Below are 16,000 nucleotides of genomic sequence, written 5' to 3'. Positions count from 1 at the left end.
GAGTGTTCCCTTGACCCTGTTCCTGCAACAACTTTTCAATGCCGCGGCGCTGGGCGGCGTGTACGCCCTGGTCGCCCTGGGGCTGACGCTGGTGTACGGCGTGATGCGCGTCCCGAACTTCGCGCACGGCGGCCTGTACATGCTCGGCGCGTACTTCACCTTCGCGGGACTGACCCGGCTGGGCTGGCCGTACCTGCTGTCGCTGCTGGTGGCGGCGCTGCTGGTGGCGGCCATCGCCGCGCTGATGGAACGCTTCATCTTCTACCCGCTGCGGGACGCGCCGCACGTGCAGCCCATGATCGCCGCGATCGGGGTGCTGTTCTTCATGGAGGCCGCCATCGCGCACCCGCTCGTGTTCGGCCCGGAATTCCAGACCATGCCGTCGCCCATCAATACCATCGTGAACGTGGGCGGCGTGACCGTCACCGGGCAGCGCCTGCTCGTGATCGCGGCGAGCGTGCTGGTGGTGTTCGGCCTGAACTACTTCCTGAAACGCACCCTGACCGGCGCGACCATCGAGGCCATGAGCCAGAACCGTGAGGGCGCGCGGCTGGTGGGCATCGACACGAACCGGGTCGGCATGCTGACCTTCGCGATCAGCGGGGCGCTCGCGGCGGTCGCGGCGGCCCTGATCGCGCCCATCAATCTGGTGTCGCCCAGCATGGGTGAGGTCATGAACCTCAAGGTGTTCGCCATCATCATCCTGGGCGGCATGGGCAGCGTGCCGGGCGCCATCGTGGGCGCGTTCCTGCTGGCCTTCGCCGAGACGTTCGGCGGGGCGTACATCAGCACGGACTTCGCGGACGTGATCGGCTTCGCGGTGCTGGTGCTGGTCCTGGCCCTCAAGCCGCAGGGTCTGTTCCGGAGGAGCGCATGAAACGCATTTCCTGGGGCTGGGCGGCGCTGCTGGTCGTCGCGGCGCTGCTGCCGCTGCTGCGGCCCAGCGGGTACCTGCTGGACATCGGCGTGAACATCATGATCTTCGCGATGGTCGCGTACGGCATGAACGTGCTGCTGGGCTACACCGGGCAGCTGCCGCTGGCGCACGCGGGCTTCTTTGCCATCGGCGCGTACACGGTCGGCATTCTGACCCTGAAGGCCGGGTGGAGTTTCTGGCTGGCGTGGCCGGCGGCGGTGCTGCTGTGCGCGGCGCTGGGCCTGCTGCTGGGGCTGGTGGCGTTCCGCACGCGCGGGGACGTGTTCGCGATCTTCACGCTGGGCGTGGGCGTGATCATCATGCTGGTCATCAACAAGTGGGACTCGCTGACCGGCGGGAACGAGGGCCTGAACGGCGTGAACCCCCCCGCCGGACTGGAAGCCTTCGCGCAGGCGCTGGGCCTGAAACTCTCGGCCGGTTTTTATTACCTGGCGCTCGTGTCGCTGGTCCTGACGGTCGTGGCGGTCGCCCGCGCACGCGGGAGCACCTTCGGGCTGTCCCTGATCGCCATCCGGGGCGGCGAGGACCTCGCGCGCAGCGCCGGCATCAACGTGTACGCCCACAAGCTGCGCGCCATGATGTTCTCAACGGCCATCGCGGGCTTCGCGGGCGGCGTGTACGCCGTGTACATCGGGTTCCTGGGATCGGCGGCGGCGTCCCCGGCGCAGACGTTCACGATCCTGCTGTACCTGCTGGTCGGCGGGCTGGGCACCCTGGCCGGGCCGCTGCTGGGCACCGCACTGATGTACGGCCTGACGCAGGCGCTGCAGGGCCTCGAAGACTACCGCTTCCTCATTTTCGGGCCGCTGCTGGTGCTGCTGGTCATGTTCGCGCCGCAGGGACTGGTGGGACTGTGGCTGCGGGAACGCGCCAAACGGGCCGTTCGGGCACAGGGACGCGCGCAGGAGGTGAAACGTGCTTGAAGTTCAGGATCTGGGAATTCGTTTCGGCGGGCTGCACGCCGTGAAAGACGTGACGGCCAGCATTCCCGCCGGGCAGATCACGGCCATCATCGGGCCGAACGGCGCGGGCAAGAGCACCTTCTTCAACCTGATCAGCGGGTTCTACCAGCCCACCTCGGGCCGCATCCAGTTCGCCGGGGAGGACATCACGCGCCTGAAAACGCATGAGGTCGTGTCGCGCGGCATTGCCCGCACCTTCCAGACGACCACCATCTACCGGGAACTGACGGTGCTGGAAAACGCCATGATCGGCCACCGGGTCCGCACGCGCGCCGGGCTGCTGGACGCGCTGCTGCGCACCGGCCGTGAACGGCAGGACGTGCAGGGCAGCCGCGACGGGGCCATGGCCGCCCTGACCCGCGTGGGACTGGCCGCCCAGGCGCACCTGCCCGCCGGGGCGCTCACGCAGGAGGGGCAGAAACGCGTCGGGATCGCCATGGCGCTGTCCAGCGACCCGAAACTGCTGCTGCTGGACGAACCGGCCGCCGGCATGAACCCCGAGGAGACCGTGAACCTGATGGCCCTGATCCGCGAACTCGTGGCGGGCGGCCTGACGGTCGCGCTCGTGGAACACAAGATGAGCCTCGTGATGGGACTGGCCGACGGCATCGTGGTGCTGCACCACGGGCAGAAGATCGCGCAGGGCACGCCCGCGCAGGTCAGCCGCGACCCGGCCGTGATCGAGGCGTACCTCGGGTCGCACGCGCACGGTGGGCAGATGGGCCAGACCACCCCGGCCGAGAAGGGAGGCGCGCATGCTTGAGGTCCGCGACCTGAACGTGAAGTACGGGCATTTCATGGCGCTGCGCGGCGTGAACCTGACCGTGCAGCCCGGCGAGATCGTGGTGCTGCTCGGCGCGAACGGCGCGGGCAAGAGCACGCTGTTCCGCACCCTGAGCGGCCTGCAACGCCCCAGCGGCGGCAGCGCCACATGGAACGGTAAGAGCCTCACGACCGGACGCCCGGAAGTCAACGTGGCGAACGGCGTGGCGCAGTGCCCGGAAGGCCGCCTGCTGTTCCCGGAACTGAGCGTCGAGAAGAACCTACGCCTGGGTGCCTTCGTGCACCGCCGCGACGCCAGCGGCACCACCCGTGAACTGGAACGCGTGTACGAACTGTTCCCCGCGCTGGTCGAGAAACGCGGCGCGCCCGCCGGGAGCCTGTCGGGCGGGCAGCAGCAGATGGTCGCCATCGCCCGCGCGCTGATGGCCCGCCCGCAACTGCTGCTGCTGGACGAACCCAGCCTGGGCCTCGCGCCGCTGGTCGTCGAGCAGGTGTTCCAGGCAGTGCAGCGCGTGAACGCCGAGGGCGTCTCGGTGCTGCTGGCCGAGCAGAACGCCTTCGCGGCGCTGGGCATCGCGCACCGTGGGTACGTGCTGGAAGGTGGGCAGATCACGCTGGACGGCCCGCAGCAGGCGCTGATGACCGACGACCGCGTGCGCAGCGCGTACCTGGGCGTCTGATGACCCTCACCGCGCCCGCCGGGCCGGGCCTGGACGCCGGCCTGGACCCGGCCCGCCTGGACCGCTGGGAAACGCACCTGAAAACCCGCTACCTGGACACCGGCATCCTCCCGAATGCCCTGACCCTGGTGTACCACCGGGGACAGGTCGTGCATCAGCGCGTGCAGGGCCTCGCGGATGTGGAGGCCGGTACGCCGCTGCGGGACGATCACATCTTCCGCATCTACTCCATGACCAAACCCATCACCAGCCTCGCGTTCATGATGCTGGTCGAGGACGGCCTGACGACCCTGAGCGACCCGGTCAGCAGCGTTCTGCCGGAGTGGTCGAACCTGGGCGTGTGGACCGGCGGCACACTGGGCAACTTCACGGGCGAAGCGCCGCGCCGCCCCATGCAGATGGTGGACCTGCTGCGCCACACGTCCGGCCTGAGTTACCACATCCAGCAGGGCGGGCACCTGGACGGCGCGTACCGCGACCTGGGCCTGGGTGTGAAGACCACCCTGCCGGAATTCGTCGCGGCCCTGGCACACCTGCCGCTGGAGCACGAGCCCGGCGAGCACTGGCACTACTCGGCCGCCACCGATGTGCTCGGGTACGTGATCGAACGCCTGAGCGGACAGCCCTTCGAGGACTTCGTGCAGGACCGCATCCTGACGCCGCTGGGCATGACCGACACGGCCTTCGAGGTCCCGGCCGACAAACTGGGCCGCTTCCTGCCCTGCTACGCCCTGACCGGGCAGGGCCGCGTGCTGTTCGACCCGACCGCCGGACGTTTCGCGCGCCCACCTCACTTCGTGTCCGGCGGGGGCGGCCTCGTCTCCACGGCCGCCGACTACCTGCGCCTGTGCCGCCTATTCCTGCGCGGCGGCGAACTGGACGGCACGCGCCTCATCAGCCCCAAGACCATGGAACTCATGACCCGCAACCACCTGCCCGGCGGGGCCGACATCGCCCGCATGGCCCTGTCACCCATCGCCGTGTCCGAGACCAGCGCCGCCGGGGTGGGCTTCGGGCTGGGCTTCGCCGTCACGCTCGACCCCGTGCGCACCCTGCGCGCCGGAAACGCCGGGGATTACTCATGGGGCGGCGCGGCCGGCACGTACTTCTGGGTCGACCCGGTCGAGGACCTCGCCGTGATCTTCATGACCCAGCTGCTCCTCTCCCCCGACCGCGTGCGCGACGACCTGCGGACCTTCGTGTACGCCGCCCTGACCGACACGCCCACCCGGCCCCGCAGCCTCGCCTGAGAAGAACTCCGGTGGCGTGGCGCTCTCTGCCACGCGACCCGAGCGGATGCGAGTAGGAGTAGAGCGGGTGCCGGGCGTGAAGCGGGTGACCCGCTGCCGTATGCGGGTTACCAGCGGAACAGACGGCATCCGTCCGGCACACCCTTCACCCCCTGCTACGCAGGGCCCTCTCCCCACGGAGAGGGTTTTTTATTTGTGTAGGGAGATGTTTACATTTCTGTACCCGTCTGCTTACACGGGTGGCTTACTCTGGGTTCAGTCGCCCCCAGAGGGGCTGCACTCCGGACGAGAGCACCGCCGTACCCGGTCAAGACAAGACGGCGCGACACTCTGGAGGTGTCACATGGCATGGACGCTGCTGTTTCTCGCCGGTCTGCTGGAAGTCGGCTGGGCCATCGGTCTGAAGTACACGGAGGGCTTTACCCGCCCGCTCCCCACGGTCCTGACGGTGGCCAGCATGATCGCCAGCATGGCGCTGCTGGGACTGGCGACCAAGACGCTGCCCATCGGCACGGCGTACGGCGTGTGGGTGGGGATCGGCGCGGTCGGGGCCGGGATTCTGGGCATCGTGCTGCTGGGCGAGTCGGCCAGTCCGGCGCGGCTGGCGTTCATGGCGCTGATGGTCGTGGCGATCATCGGTCTGAAAGTCACGAGCTGACGGGCGGGGACGGGCGCGGCTGGCGGGTTCAGGCGTCCGCGCCGACGGCCTCGCTGACGCTGCGCAGGCCGTCGCGTTCCAGCAGGTGGCTCAGGCCGGTGTGGAGGCGGCGCACAAGACCGGGGCCTTCGTAGACCAGGGCGGAGTAGACCTCGGTCAGGGAGGCTCCGGCGCGGATCTTGTCGTAGGCGTCCTGCGCGGTGAAGATGCCGCCCACGCCGACGATGGGGGTGCGTCCGGCGGTCTGGCGGTACGCGGCGCGGATCAGCTCGGTGCTGCGGGTGGTCAGGGGGCGGCCGCTGAGGCCGCCGGTCTGCGTCTGGTGCGGGTGGGTGAGGCCCGCGCGGTCCAGGGTGGTGTTGCTGATGATCAGGCCGGACGCTCCGGCGTTCACGACGGCGTCCACGCTGGCCTCGAAGTCGGCGGGGTGCAGGTCCGGCGCGAGTTTCACCAGGACCGGCGGGGCGCTGAGGGTCCGCACGCGCCCGGCTTCCACGCCGTCCACGACGGCCCGGACGAGCGCGGCGAGTTCACCGGCGGCCTGCAGGGCGCGCAGGCCCGGCGTGTTGGGGCTGCTGACGTTCACCACGAAGGCGTCGGCCACGTCCTGCAGGGCGGTGACGCATTTCAGGTAGTCGTCGGTGGCGGCCTCGTTGGGCGTGACCTTGTTCCGGCCGATGTTTACCCACACGGGCGCGGTGCGGTGCGGCAGGGCGCTCAGGTGGGCGTGCAGGGCGGCCGCGCCGCCGTTGTTGAAGCCCATGCGGTTGATGAGCGCCTGATCGGGCGGCAGGCGGAACAGGCGGGGGCGGTCGTTCCCGGCCTGCGGGAGCGGCGTGACCGTCCCGACTTCCAGAAAGCCGAAGCCCAGGGCGCTGAAGGCGGGGACGGCCACGCCGTTCTTGTCGAGTCCGGCGGCCAGGCCGACCGGGCTGCTGAAGGTGCGACCCCACAGCGTCTGCGTCAGGGCGGGCGTGGCGGGCGCGGTCACGCGGCGGGCCAGGGCGGGCCACGCGGGCACGCGTGACGCGAGTTCCAGTCCGGCGACGGTCAGGTGGTGGGCGTCCTCGGCATCCAGGCGGAACAGCAGCGGCTTGATCAGCGAACGGTACACGGCCCCCAGGATAGCGGAGGGGGGAGAGAAACCGGCGCGGCCCCTCTCCCCCTCTCCGGTATGTGCGGTTACCCCAGGGGTGGGTAGTGGGGTTCGAGTTGCACGAGGCGGGCGTGCTGCTGGCGTTCGCTCTCGGCGATCAGGTCGGCCAGGGTGGTGTTGCCCAGTACGTCGCGCAGGGCGGTGTCCACGCGGTACCAGAGGTCCTGGGTGCCGCAGACGTTCTGGCTGTCGCAGACGTGGTCGTCCTCGACGCACTGCACGGGCGCGATGCTGCCTTCCATGGCGGTCACGACGTCGTAGGCGTTGATCTCGTGGGCGGGGCGGGCGAGGCGGTAGCCGCCGTGCGCGCCGCGGATGCTCTTGATGAACCCGGCGCGGCGCAGGTTGCTGGCGATCTGCTCCAGGTAGTGCTGGCTGATGCCCTGGCGTTCGGACACGTCCTTGAGGGGTACGGCCTCGCCGCCGCGCCGCGCGATCTCGATCAGGGCGCGCAGGCCGTACTGTGCTTTGGTCGACACCCACATGCTGCCCATTCTACGCCCTAATTCCGGGCGCAGTGTAAGGAATTCAGGAGTAGATAGGAATGATTCTCGAGTATCATTAAGGTTCAATTCTGCAACACTCTTTCCGGCGTGGGCGTGCCATCCTCCGGGCATGCCGACCCAGCTCGTCCCGCTCATCGCCGGTCACGAGGCCGCGCTGCTGGCCCTCACATACGGACTCCGATTGAATGGGCTGCAAAGCCCGCTGGGTCCGAGCGAAGCGAGTGGGAGAGAAACGGGTTCCGGACGTGAAGCTGACAAGCCGGCGATGTTCCGGGTTGTCGGCGAAACAAACGGAATCCGTATCACTCGCGCCGGAACAGCTTCCGTTCACGGCACACCCGGCCCATTGGGGCCGCAGTGGGTCATGAGTCTGCCGCTGCCCACCGGGCCCTGACGGACACGGGTAGCATGGGCGCATGCCGGTCGTGTTCATCCATGGGGTCGCGGTGCGCGAGCAGGGCGAGAGCGGCTGGGAGGACGTGCGCCGCGCCACGCAGGGCATCGAGTGGCCCGCCGTGCAGGCGGCGCTGCGCCTTCACCTCGCGCCGGTCCTGAATCCGGACGCGCCGGAGCGGGTGAGGGTGGACCGCGTGTACTGGGGGGACCTGGGCGCGCAGTACTCGCGGGGCGGGTTGTTCCGCGCCGCCCGCGCCCCGGCCGCGCCGGACCCCGCACCCGCCAGCCTGAGCGACGAGGATCTGGGCGAGGCGCTGGAAGCCCGCCTGCGGGCCGCGCACGCTCTGGCCGACTGGCCGGACGTGATCGCGGCGGCGTGGGAGGCCGCCCGCGACCGTTCATTGCAGGCCATGGTGGCGGACCTGCCGGCCGCCGAGCAGTGGGGCGTGCTGGAGGCGGCGGTCGAGGGACGCCTGGGCCGTGGCCCCGCGCCCCGTTCGCACCGCCGGTCCCGGCGCGGAGCGTTCCGGCGGCTGGACCTGCCACCGGCCCCGCACCTTCCGGCGGGGCTGCAACTGTCGCAGCGGCGGAACGTGCAGCGGGCCATGCTGGAACTGCGCCGCCCGCTGGAGGCGTTCGTGCCGCTGTTCGTGGGGGACGTGCTGGCGTACCTGAACACGCGCGGCACGCCCACGGCGCCCGGCCCGGTCCCGCAGCGGGTGCTGGGGGCACTGCGCGCGGCGCACGCGGCCCGCACGCACCCGCGCGAGCCGTTGGTGGTCCTGACACACTCGATGGGCGGGCAACTGATGCATGACGCCCTGAGTGCGTTCCTGCCGGCCGATCCGGAGTTACGTGACCTGCGGGTGGACTTCTGGTGCGCGGCGGGCAGTCAGGTGGGGTTGTTTCATGAGCTGGGCGTCACGCTGGGCGGCCTGCCGGGCACGCCGGACGCCGTTCCGTCTGCGCGGCTGGGGTACTTCTGGAACGTGTGGGCGTACTCGGACCTGCTGAGTTTCCGGGCACAGGGGGTCGTGCCGGGCGCGCACGACACGGCCTTTCCGCTGCCGGGACTGGTGCGGTCCGATCACGTGGCGTACCTGACCGACGCGGACTTCTACCGCACGCTGGCCGCGAAGGTGCGGGTGCACGCGGGGCCGGGACTGTCCGGGGCACCGCGCCCGTTAGAATCCGGCCCGTGAACGGCCCCGCTGCCCTGCCTGACCGCCTCTTCCCTGCCCGGCCCTCCCCGGCGGACGTGCTGCGCCGCCTGCGCGCGGCGGGCGCGCCGGGCGTGGTGCTGCTGGAGTCGCTGGGGCCAGCCGTGCCGTACGGGTCGCGGTCGTTCCTGAGCGCGTGGCCGCGGCGGGTGTCGCACGAGCTGCCGCCCCGCCCGCCTGGGAACGCGTTCTTTCCGGCGTGGCTGGGCGGCCTGAAGTACGAGGCGGCCCGCGCGTTCGGGCTGGCCGCGCACGCCCCGCACGGGCAGGCGATGTGGTGGGGCGAGTACCCGTCCGGGCTGATGTGGGACCGCGCGGCGGGCACGCTGGAGGTCGTGGGCGAGCCGCACGTGGACTGGGCGGCGCTGCTGGCGCTGGAACCGGGGCCGGAGCCGGCACTGAGCGTGGGGCCGTTCGGCGCGGACGACGTGGATTACCCGGCGGGCGTTCGGGCCGTGCAGGACCTGATCCGCGCCGGTGAGGTGTATCAGGTGAACCTGTCGCGCGGCGTGCGGGCCGGGGCGACCGGTGATCCGCTGGCGGCGTACCTGCGACTGCGGGAGGTGAACCCCAGTCCGTTCATGGCCTTCGCGGACCTGGGCACCGAGGTGGTCGTGTCGTGCAGCCCGGAGCGGCTGGTGCGCTGGCAGCGTGACCCGGGCGGGCAGGAGGATGAACTGAGTGCGCGGCCCATTGCGGGCACCCGGCGGCGCGGCGAGACGCCCGCCGAGGACGCCGCCCTGGAAGCCGAACTGCGCGCCAGTGGCAAGGAGGTCGCCGAGCACACCATGCTGGTGGACCTCGTGCGGCACGACCTGGGCCGCGTGGCCGCGCCGGGCAGCGTCAGCGTGCCCGACCTGATGCTGGTCGAGCGTTACAGCCACGTGATGCATCTGGTGTCGGAGGTCACGGCGCAGGCCCGCCCGGACACGACGCTGCGCGAGGTGCTGGCCGCCACCTTCCCCGGCGGGACGATCACGGGCGCGCCCAAGGAGCGGGTCATGGAGGCCATCGCGGCGCTGGAGCCGGGGCCGCGCGGCTGGTACACCGGGGCGCTGGGCCTCGTGAGCGGCGCGGCCGTGGACCTGAACATCCTGATCCGCACGGCGGCCTTCACGCGGACCAATGGGGAGAACTGGACGGTGGAGGTCCGCGCGGGCGGCGGCACCGTCATCGACGCCGACCCCGCGCGCGAGGCGCAGGAGACCGTGCACAAGGCCCAGGCTCTCCTGAGCGTGCTGGCGGGCGTGCCGGGCCGCGCCGCGCAGCCGCCCGCGCCGCCCACGCCGGGCGTGCCGTGGTCGCCTCCGCCTGCCGCCACGCGCACGGGGCTGCGGGTGCTGCTGCTGGACAACCGCGATTCGTTCACCTGGAATCTGGTGCATGACCTGCGGGCGCTGGGCGCGCAGGTGGACGTGCGCTCCCAGGACGAAGGGCTGGCGGACCTGCTGGCCCTGACCCCAGACGCCGTGCTGGTCGGCCCCGGCCCCGGCACGCCGGACTCCAGCGGGGTCACGTTGCCCCTGACCCGCGCGTGCCTGGAAGGGAACGTGCCGCTGCTGGGTGTGTGCCTGGGACATCAGGCGCTGGGGCAGGTGCTGGGCGGCCGGGTGGAGCGGGCGCAGCCGGTGCACGGGCGGCCCGAGTTCGCGCGGCACGCCGGGACCGGCCTGTTCGCAGGCGTGCCGCAGGACGCGCCGTTCGGGCGGTACCACTCGCTGGTCGTGCGCGGCCTGAACCCGGCGTTCGTGACGGCCACCAGCGCGGACGGCGAGGTCATGGCGCTGGAGGTGCCGGGGCGGCCCGCGTGGGGCGTGCAGTTCCACCCGGAAAGCGTGCTGAGTCCCGCCGGGCGGACCCTGCTGGGCAACTGGCTGACCCTCAGCGCCGCGTGGCGGGGCCAGTGAAGGTCCTTCCGGACGCCGTGAACGACCCCGCTTGGCTGCACGGCACGTCCGCCTTCACCACCGTCCGTACCCGGCGGGGCGCGCCGCTGCTGTGGCCAGAGCACCTCGCGCGACTGCGACACACCTGCGCGTTCCTGGGCCTGCCCGACCCGGACCCCGACCTGCCCCCGCCCGACCCGCACGCCTGGGGCCTGCTGCGCGTGACCGTCACGGAAGGCGGCACCTTCGCCTCGCACCGCCCCCTGATGCCCGGCCCCCGCCCGAACGGGGGTGTGACCGTCCGCCTGACCAACGTGCAGGTTCACCCGCAGCTCGGCGCGCACAAGACCGGCAATTACTTCCCGTACCGCCTCGCCGCGCAGCAGGCCGCGCCCGCCTTCGAGGGCCTGCTGCTGGACGCGCACGGGCAGGTGGTGGACGGCAGCCGCACCTCGCCGTTGCTGGAACTGGACGGGCAGCTGATCGTCCCGGCGGGCGGCCTGCCCTCCGTGACCCGCGCCGCCTTCCTTCGAGGCCTGCCGCACGCCACCCGGCCTGTCCACGCAGCCGAACTGACCCGAGTCACCCGCGCCTGGGTGTGCGGCAGCGGCGTGGGCGTGGTGCCGGTGGCCCGCCTCGAAGGCCTGAGCGGCAAGTACCCGGCGCGTGACCTGGGTGTGCAGTGGCCGGACACGACCGACCCGGCGCTCGTCTGGCCCGGCGGTTGAAGATCGCCGCTTGACGGACCTCCGCCCGGCTGACAGCATGGCCTCCTGACACAACACACCAGCCCGGCGGTGGGCACGGCCCGCCACCTGGGCTTCATGTCTCTCAGGAGGTCCGCATGAGTGCACAGACCGTTACCGGCCCCGTTCCTGCCAGCGAACTGGGATTCACCCTGCCGCACGAGCACGTCCTGTTCGGGTACCCCGGCTATCAGGGCGACCTGACGCTCGGCCCGTTCGACCGGGAGGCGGCCCTGAGTGTCTGCGAGGACGTGGCCCGCAGCCTGCTGGCGCGTGGCGTGAGGACGCTGGTGGACGCCACCCCGAACGAGTGCGGGCGCGACCCGGCGTTCCTGCGGGACCTGAGCGAACGCAGCGGCCTGCGGATCCTGTGCAGCAGCGGGTACTACTACGAGGGCGAGGGGGCCGCGACGTACTTCAAGTTCCGGGCGTCCCTGGGCGGCGGCGAGGCCGAGATCGAGGAACTGATGCGTCACGAGGTCACGGTGGGTATCGGATCAAGCGGCGTGCGGGCTGGGGTGATCAAGCTGGCCAGCAGCCGCGACGCGATCACGCCGTACGAGCAGATGTTCTTCCGCGCGGCGGCGCGCGTGCAGCGGGATACGGGCGTGCCGATCATCACACACACGCAGGAGGGGCGGCAGGGGCCGCAGCAGGCGCAGTTGCTGCTGTCGCACGGCGCGGACCCGGCCCGGATCATGATCGGGCACATGGACGGCAACACGGACCCCGCATACCACCGCGAGACGCTGTCGCACGGCGTGAGCGTCGCCTTCGACCGGCTGGGGTTGCAGGGGCTGGTGGGCACGCCCACCGACGCGCAGCGGCTGGACGTGCTGACCACACTGCTGGGCGAGGGCTTCGCCGACCGGATCCTGCTGTCGCATGATTCCATCTGGCAGTGGCTGGGCCGCCCGATTCCCATGCCGGACGCCATCCTGGGCGCCGTGAAGGACTGGCACCCACTGCACCTGACGGACGACATCCTGCCGGAACTGGAGCGGCGGGGGGTGGGGGCCGAGCAGCTGCGGCAGATGACCGTCGGGAACCCCGCGCGACTGTTCGGCTGAGCCCGGCGTATCAACAGACGGGCGGCCCAGTCACCTCGACTGGGCCGCCCGAACTGCGCTACCGGGACTGCGCTACTGGTTCAGTGGCGTTCGCTCTGAAGCTGACCGCTGCCGACGGCATCTTCGAGTTTGACGGCGCCGTGCTTACGCATCAGGCTCAGGGCCTCGTCGGCGCGCGCGCCGCTGGGGTCGCGGGCGATGACCATGACGTGGCCGCCCTTCATGCCGGCGTAGAACTTCTCGGCCTGCGCGGCCGGGACGCCCATGCGGCGCAGCAGGTTCACGTAGTCGCCGTGGTCGCTGCCGGCCAGCGCGCCGAACAGACCGCCCAGGGCGCCGCCGCCGATCACGCCGAACAGCACGCCCAGCAGGCCGCCTTCCTGGTAGATGCGGGTGACGGGAATGATCAGCAGCAGCAGCCAGATCGGCACGGTGATGACCAGGCCACCCACGATGCCCAGCATCGCGCCCTTGATGACGGCGGCCGCTCCGGCGGGCTGACCGGCTTCGGGGCTGACGCCGGTCTGCTGGGCGATGTCTTCCTCGGCGACCACGTCGGTCAGCGCGAATCCGAGGTGTTCACGTTCGAAGCCGCGCTGCTGCAGGGCCTGCAGCGCACCCTGCGCCTGTTGTGGTTCGCGGAAGAGAGCAACGACACTTTCCATACGAGCGTTTTAGCATGAGGGACATGTGACTGGCGAGGGACAAGCGGGTACGGAGCGCGGCGTTTCTTCATGCAGGTCTTCATGCACCCTGTTTTCTCCCCTCGCCGGGGGTGTTTTGGCGGCGGGCGGTACGTTTTGCCCCCCGGGCGTTTCCTATACTGCGCGCATGACTGGTGTAGCTGACCTCTGCGTTCCGGACGTGACTTTCGACGCGCGTCTGCGCGAGGTGCTGCGCTCGGACGTGGAGTTCATCGAGTTGATCGGGGACGATCTGGTCGCGGCGGGCGGTAAGCGCGTGCGGCCCACGCTGGTGCTGCTGGCCGCGCAGGCGCTGGGAGCGCGTCCGGGCGGCGCGGCGGCCCGCTGGAGCGACGTGGTGGACCTGGGCGTGGGGGTGGAGCTGCTGCACTCGGCGTCGCTGCTGCACGACGACCTGATCGACGACGCCGACACGCGGCGCGGGCAGCAGGCGGCGTTCCGGCGTTTCGGGAACGTGGTGAGCGTCATGAGCGGGGATTTCATGCTGTCGCGGCTGCTGGTGCTGCTGTCGGGCCTGCCGGGCGGGCCGGCCCTGACGCGCATGTTCGGGCAGACGGCCAGCGTGATCTGCGAGGGCGAGGTGCTGCAGTTCCAGCTGGCGGCGTACCAGGAGTACGAGCTGCGGCATTACCTGCAGGTGATTCACGGCAAGACGGCCGCCCTGACCGAGCTGGCGGCGTCGGCCCCGGCGGTGCTGCTGGGGGCGTCCGCGCCGGCGCAGGAGGCGCTGGCGACCTTCGGGCGCGAGTACGGCATGGCCTTCCAGATGCAGGACGACCTGCTGGACCTGTCGGGCGAGGAGGCCGTGATCGGCAAGCCGGTGGGCGGCGACCTGCGCGAGGGCAAGGCGACGCTGCCGGTGCTGGCGCTGCTGGACGGCCCGCATGCCGACGAGGTGCGCGCGGTCGTGGAGCGGCGGGCGGCGCAGCCGGGGGATGTGGAGCGGGTGCGGGCGCTGGCGGTGCAGTCGGGCGCGCTGGAGCGCACGCGCGACGAGATCCGCCGCCGGGCGCGGCTGGCGATCCGGGCGCTGGACGTGCTGCCGGCCTCCGAGGCGCGTGAGGCGCTTTCCCGGCTGGCGCAGCGTGAAATCGACCGCCTGAACTGACAACCTGCCTGAAATGACGGCCCGCCCGGGCTGATCGGCCAGAGCTGATGGTCGTGCGCTGATGCGGGGGCGCTGACGGCGGGGCGCTGAGGGTGGGGCCGTCCCGAATGATACGGACTCCGATTGAATGGGCTGCAAAGCCCATTCAATCCGAGCGAAGCGAGTGGGAGCAAAACGGGTTCCGGACGTGGAGCCGGCAATCCGGTGAAGTTCCGGATTGTCGGCGAAACAAACGGAATCCGTATGACTGGGCTGTGGGGCCCGCCCGGTCCCGGCACCGGGGCGTGATGTCCTGTGGGTCAGGACGCCGGGCTTGGGGGGACGCAGGGGCAGGACAGGGTGGTCACCGCTGCCCGAACCTGCCGTTTGTCAGGTGGGCGGGAGGCCCGGCGCAAGAATACTGCGCTGGAATCGGTTCCTGTTTTACGCGTGCAGAGCGCACGCCGGGCGGGGTTGACGCCGGATTGAATACTGGATACAACTTGGGCGTAAGATCCGTTCAGCCCACCGGGCAGCGGGCCGACCGTGGCCCCGCACCTGTCTATGCGACTGCGGCGCGGCGTGTATGCTCTGGGGGCCAAAACCTCAGCTCATCGCCCCGACTTCCCGGAGCAGACTTCCCCGGAAGCACCCACCCCCCTTCCCTACCCGGAAGGACAAGGAGACCGTTCATGCGGGCATCAGGACTCAACTGGCAGGGGCTCATGGAGCAACTCCAGCAGGCACTTCCCCACTGCGAGGTCACCGACCAGTCCCTCGCGTACTTCAAATACCCCAAACGCACCGTCAGCGTGAACCTCCCGGTCCGCATGGACGACGGCAGCATCCGCGTGTTCCGCGGCTACCGCACCGTCCACAGCACCTCACGCGGCCCCAGCATGGGCGGCGTGCGCCTGCGCGCCGGCATCAACGCCCACGAGTGCGAGGTGCTGGCCGCGATCATGACCCTCAAGGCCGCCGTGGCCGACCTGCCGCTCGGCGGGGCCAAGGGCGGCGTGGACGTGGACCCCGCCACCCTCAGTCCCCACGAACTCGAGGGCCTGATGCGCCGCTACACCAGCGAACTGGTCGAACTGATCGGCCACCGCGAGGACATCCTGGCCCCCGACATCGGCACCGACGCGCAGGTCATGGCCTGGATGCTCGACACCTACAACGAGAACACCGGCCAGACCAGCAGCGGCGTGGTCGTCGGCAAACCCCTGGCGCTGGGCGGCAGCTACGGCAGCAAGGACGCCCGTGGCCGCAGCGCCGCGCTGGTCGCCGCGCGCGTCCTGCGCGAGAACGGCGAGAGCGTGGAGCGCGCCCGCGTGGCCGTGTACGGCTTCGGGGACGGGGGCCGCAAGGCCGCGCAGACCCTCGCGGCGGCCGGCGCGCTGATCGTGGCCGTCAGCGATCAGGACGGCGCGGCGTACGCCAGCGGCGGCCTGGACCTCGACGCGCTCAGCGCCCACCGCGAGGCGCACGGCACGGTGCGCGGCTTCGCCACCGACATCACCGCCGACGAGGTCATCGAACTGGACGTGGACGTCCTGATGCTCGCCTACGACTACGGCAGCGTGAACGCCGGGAACGCCCACGCCGTGCGCGCCCGCTACGTCGTGGAGACCACCAACCGCGCCGTGCTGCCCGAGGCCGAACGCTTCCTGCAGGGTCAGAACGTCACGGTGATTCCCGACCTGATCGCCAGCATCGGCGGGGTCGTCGTGAACTACCTGGAATGGGTGCAGGACGCCAGCAACTTCTTCTGGAGCGAGGAGGAGATCGAGTCCGCCATCGACGCGCGCGTGGACGCCGCCGTGGACGCCGTGCTGGAATTCATGCGCACCCGCCAGACCGACATGCGCACCGCCGCCTACGCCCTGGCGCTCAACCGCCTGCACAACGCGACCGTCATGCGCGGCCTGTACCCGTAACCAGCGCCAACCTGCCCCCACC

Annotated in this window: 16 protein-coding genes and 1 riboswitch; of the genes, 13 read left to right on the top strand and 3 right to left on the bottom strand. The window is 70.8% G+C overall.

Features of this window, described 5'->3' with window-relative positions; genetic code table 11:
* Nucleotides 1–10: 10 nt before the first annotated feature.
* From BXU09_RS08900 to sugE, 6 genes are all read left to right on the top strand, one after another.
* Nucleotides 11–877 (top strand): branched-chain amino acid ABC transporter permease, encoded by an 867-nt coding sequence (locus BXU09_RS08900; RefSeq protein WP_055363936.1) that lies wholly within the window; start codon nucleotides 11–13, stop codon nucleotides 875–877.
* The gene (locus tag BXU09_RS08895; protein WP_078301942.1) at nucleotides 874–1,860 is read left to right on the top strand and encodes a branched-chain amino acid ABC transporter permease; all 987 of its coding nucleotides are present in this window, start codon (nucleotides 874–876) and stop codon (nucleotides 1,858–1,860) included. Before BXU09_RS08900 ends, BXU09_RS08895 begins: the two co-directional genes overlap by 4 nt.
* Nucleotides 1,853–2,662 (top strand): ABC transporter ATP-binding protein, encoded by an 810-nt coding sequence (locus tag BXU09_RS08890; protein WP_078301941.1) that lies wholly within the window; start codon nucleotides 1,853–1,855, stop codon nucleotides 2,660–2,662. Before BXU09_RS08895 ends, BXU09_RS08890 begins: the two co-directional genes overlap by 8 nt.
* A complete protein-coding gene (locus tag BXU09_RS08885; protein WP_055363937.1) occupies nucleotides 2,655–3,362 on the top strand; it encodes an ABC transporter ATP-binding protein in 708 nt (235 codons plus the stop codon). Before BXU09_RS08890 ends, BXU09_RS08885 begins: the two co-directional genes overlap by 8 nt.
* Nucleotides 3,362–4,612 (top strand): serine hydrolase domain-containing protein, encoded by a 1,251-nt coding sequence (locus BXU09_RS08880; protein ID WP_078301939.1) that lies wholly within the window; start codon nucleotides 3,362–3,364, stop codon nucleotides 4,610–4,612. Before BXU09_RS08885 ends, BXU09_RS08880 begins: the two co-directional genes overlap by 1 nt.
* Nucleotides 4,613–4,868: 256 nt before the next feature.
* A riboswitch (guanidine-III (ykkC-III) riboswitch) is annotated at nucleotides 4,869–4,939 on the top strand.
* A 16-nt stretch (nucleotides 4,940–4,955) separates the two neighbouring features.
* A complete protein-coding gene (gene sugE, locus BXU09_RS08875; protein ID WP_055363939.1) occupies nucleotides 4,956–5,270 on the top strand; it encodes a quaternary ammonium compound efflux SMR transporter SugE in 315 nt (104 codons plus the stop codon).
* A gap of 28 nt (nucleotides 5,271–5,298) precedes the next feature.
* On the opposite strand, the gene BXU09_RS08870 is transcribed toward sugE, so the two are convergent.
* Both BXU09_RS08870 and BXU09_RS08865 read right to left on the bottom strand, forming a co-directional pair.
* Entirely contained in the window at nucleotides 5,299–6,384 is a 1,086-nt protein-coding gene (locus tag BXU09_RS08870; protein WP_078301937.1) for a quinone-dependent dihydroorotate dehydrogenase, read from the bottom strand.
* 68 nt (nucleotides 6,385–6,452) lie between these two features.
* Nucleotides 6,453–6,911, bottom strand: coding sequence for an RrF2 family transcriptional regulator (locus BXU09_RS08865; protein WP_078304897.1), 459 nt, complete (start codon nucleotides 6,909–6,911; stop codon nucleotides 6,453–6,455).
* Nucleotides 6,912–7,041: 130 nt separating this feature from the next.
* Here BXU09_RS08865 and BXU09_RS20215 point away from each other — a divergent pair, with 130 nt between their 5' ends.
* From BXU09_RS20215 to BXU09_RS08845, 5 genes are all read left to right on the top strand, one after another.
* Nucleotides 7,042–7,326 carry a hypothetical protein gene (locus tag BXU09_RS20215; RefSeq protein ID WP_144012038.1) on the top strand — a complete coding sequence of 95 codons (285 nt, stop codon included), beginning with the start codon at nucleotides 7,042–7,044 and terminating at the stop codon, nucleotides 7,324–7,326.
* Nucleotides 7,327–7,348: 22 nt separating this feature from the next.
* Nucleotides 7,349–8,530: a hypothetical protein gene (locus tag BXU09_RS20930; RefSeq protein ID WP_078301936.1), complete on the top strand. Its 1,182-nt coding sequence runs from the start codon at nucleotides 7,349–7,351 to the stop codon at nucleotides 8,528–8,530.
* Nucleotides 8,527–10,455, top strand: a complete 1,929-nt coding sequence (locus BXU09_RS08855; RefSeq protein WP_240501133.1) for a chorismate-binding protein — start codon at nucleotides 8,527–8,529, stop codon at nucleotides 10,453–10,455. The genes BXU09_RS20930 and BXU09_RS08855 overlap by 4 nt, the downstream gene beginning before the upstream one ends.
* 17 nt (nucleotides 10,456–10,472) lie before the next feature.
* A complete protein-coding gene (locus BXU09_RS08850) occupies nucleotides 10,473–11,162 on the top strand; it encodes an aminotransferase class IV (RefSeq protein WP_240501125.1) in 690 nt (229 codons plus the stop codon).
* A 116-nt stretch (nucleotides 11,163–11,278) separates the two neighbouring features.
* Nucleotides 11,279–12,250, top strand: coding sequence for a phosphotriesterase (locus tag BXU09_RS08845; RefSeq protein WP_078301933.1), 972 nt, complete (start codon nucleotides 11,279–11,281; stop codon nucleotides 12,248–12,250).
* Between the two features lie 80 nt (nucleotides 12,251–12,330).
* Here BXU09_RS08845 and BXU09_RS08840 read toward each other — a convergent pair whose 3' ends face one another.
* Nucleotides 12,331–12,915 (bottom strand): hypothetical protein, encoded by a 585-nt coding sequence (locus BXU09_RS08840; protein WP_078301931.1) that lies wholly within the window; start codon nucleotides 12,913–12,915, stop codon nucleotides 12,331–12,333.
* A 166-nt stretch (nucleotides 12,916–13,081) separates the two neighbouring features.
* Here BXU09_RS08840 and BXU09_RS08835 point away from each other — a divergent pair, with 166 nt between their 5' ends.
* Both BXU09_RS08835 and BXU09_RS08830 read left to right on the top strand, forming a co-directional pair.
* The gene (locus BXU09_RS08835; protein ID WP_078301930.1) at nucleotides 13,082–14,062 is read left to right on the top strand and encodes a polyprenyl synthetase family protein; all 981 of its coding nucleotides are present in this window, start codon (nucleotides 13,082–13,084) and stop codon (nucleotides 14,060–14,062) included.
* Between the two features lie 671 nt (nucleotides 14,063–14,733).
* Nucleotides 14,734–15,978 carry a Glu/Leu/Phe/Val dehydrogenase gene (locus tag BXU09_RS08830; protein WP_078301928.1) on the top strand — a complete coding sequence of 415 codons (1,245 nt, stop codon included), beginning with the start codon at nucleotides 14,734–14,736 and terminating at the stop codon, nucleotides 15,976–15,978.
* Nucleotides 15,979–16,000: the final 22 nt, after the last annotated feature.

The organism is Deinococcus sp. LM3, assembly GCF_002017875.1.
In the GTDB taxonomy this organism is placed as follows: Bacteria; Deinococcota; Deinococci; order Deinococcales; family Deinococcaceae; genus Deinococcus.
Note: the sequence above shows the minus strand (reverse complement) of the source record. Positions and strands in the feature narration are given on the sequence as shown.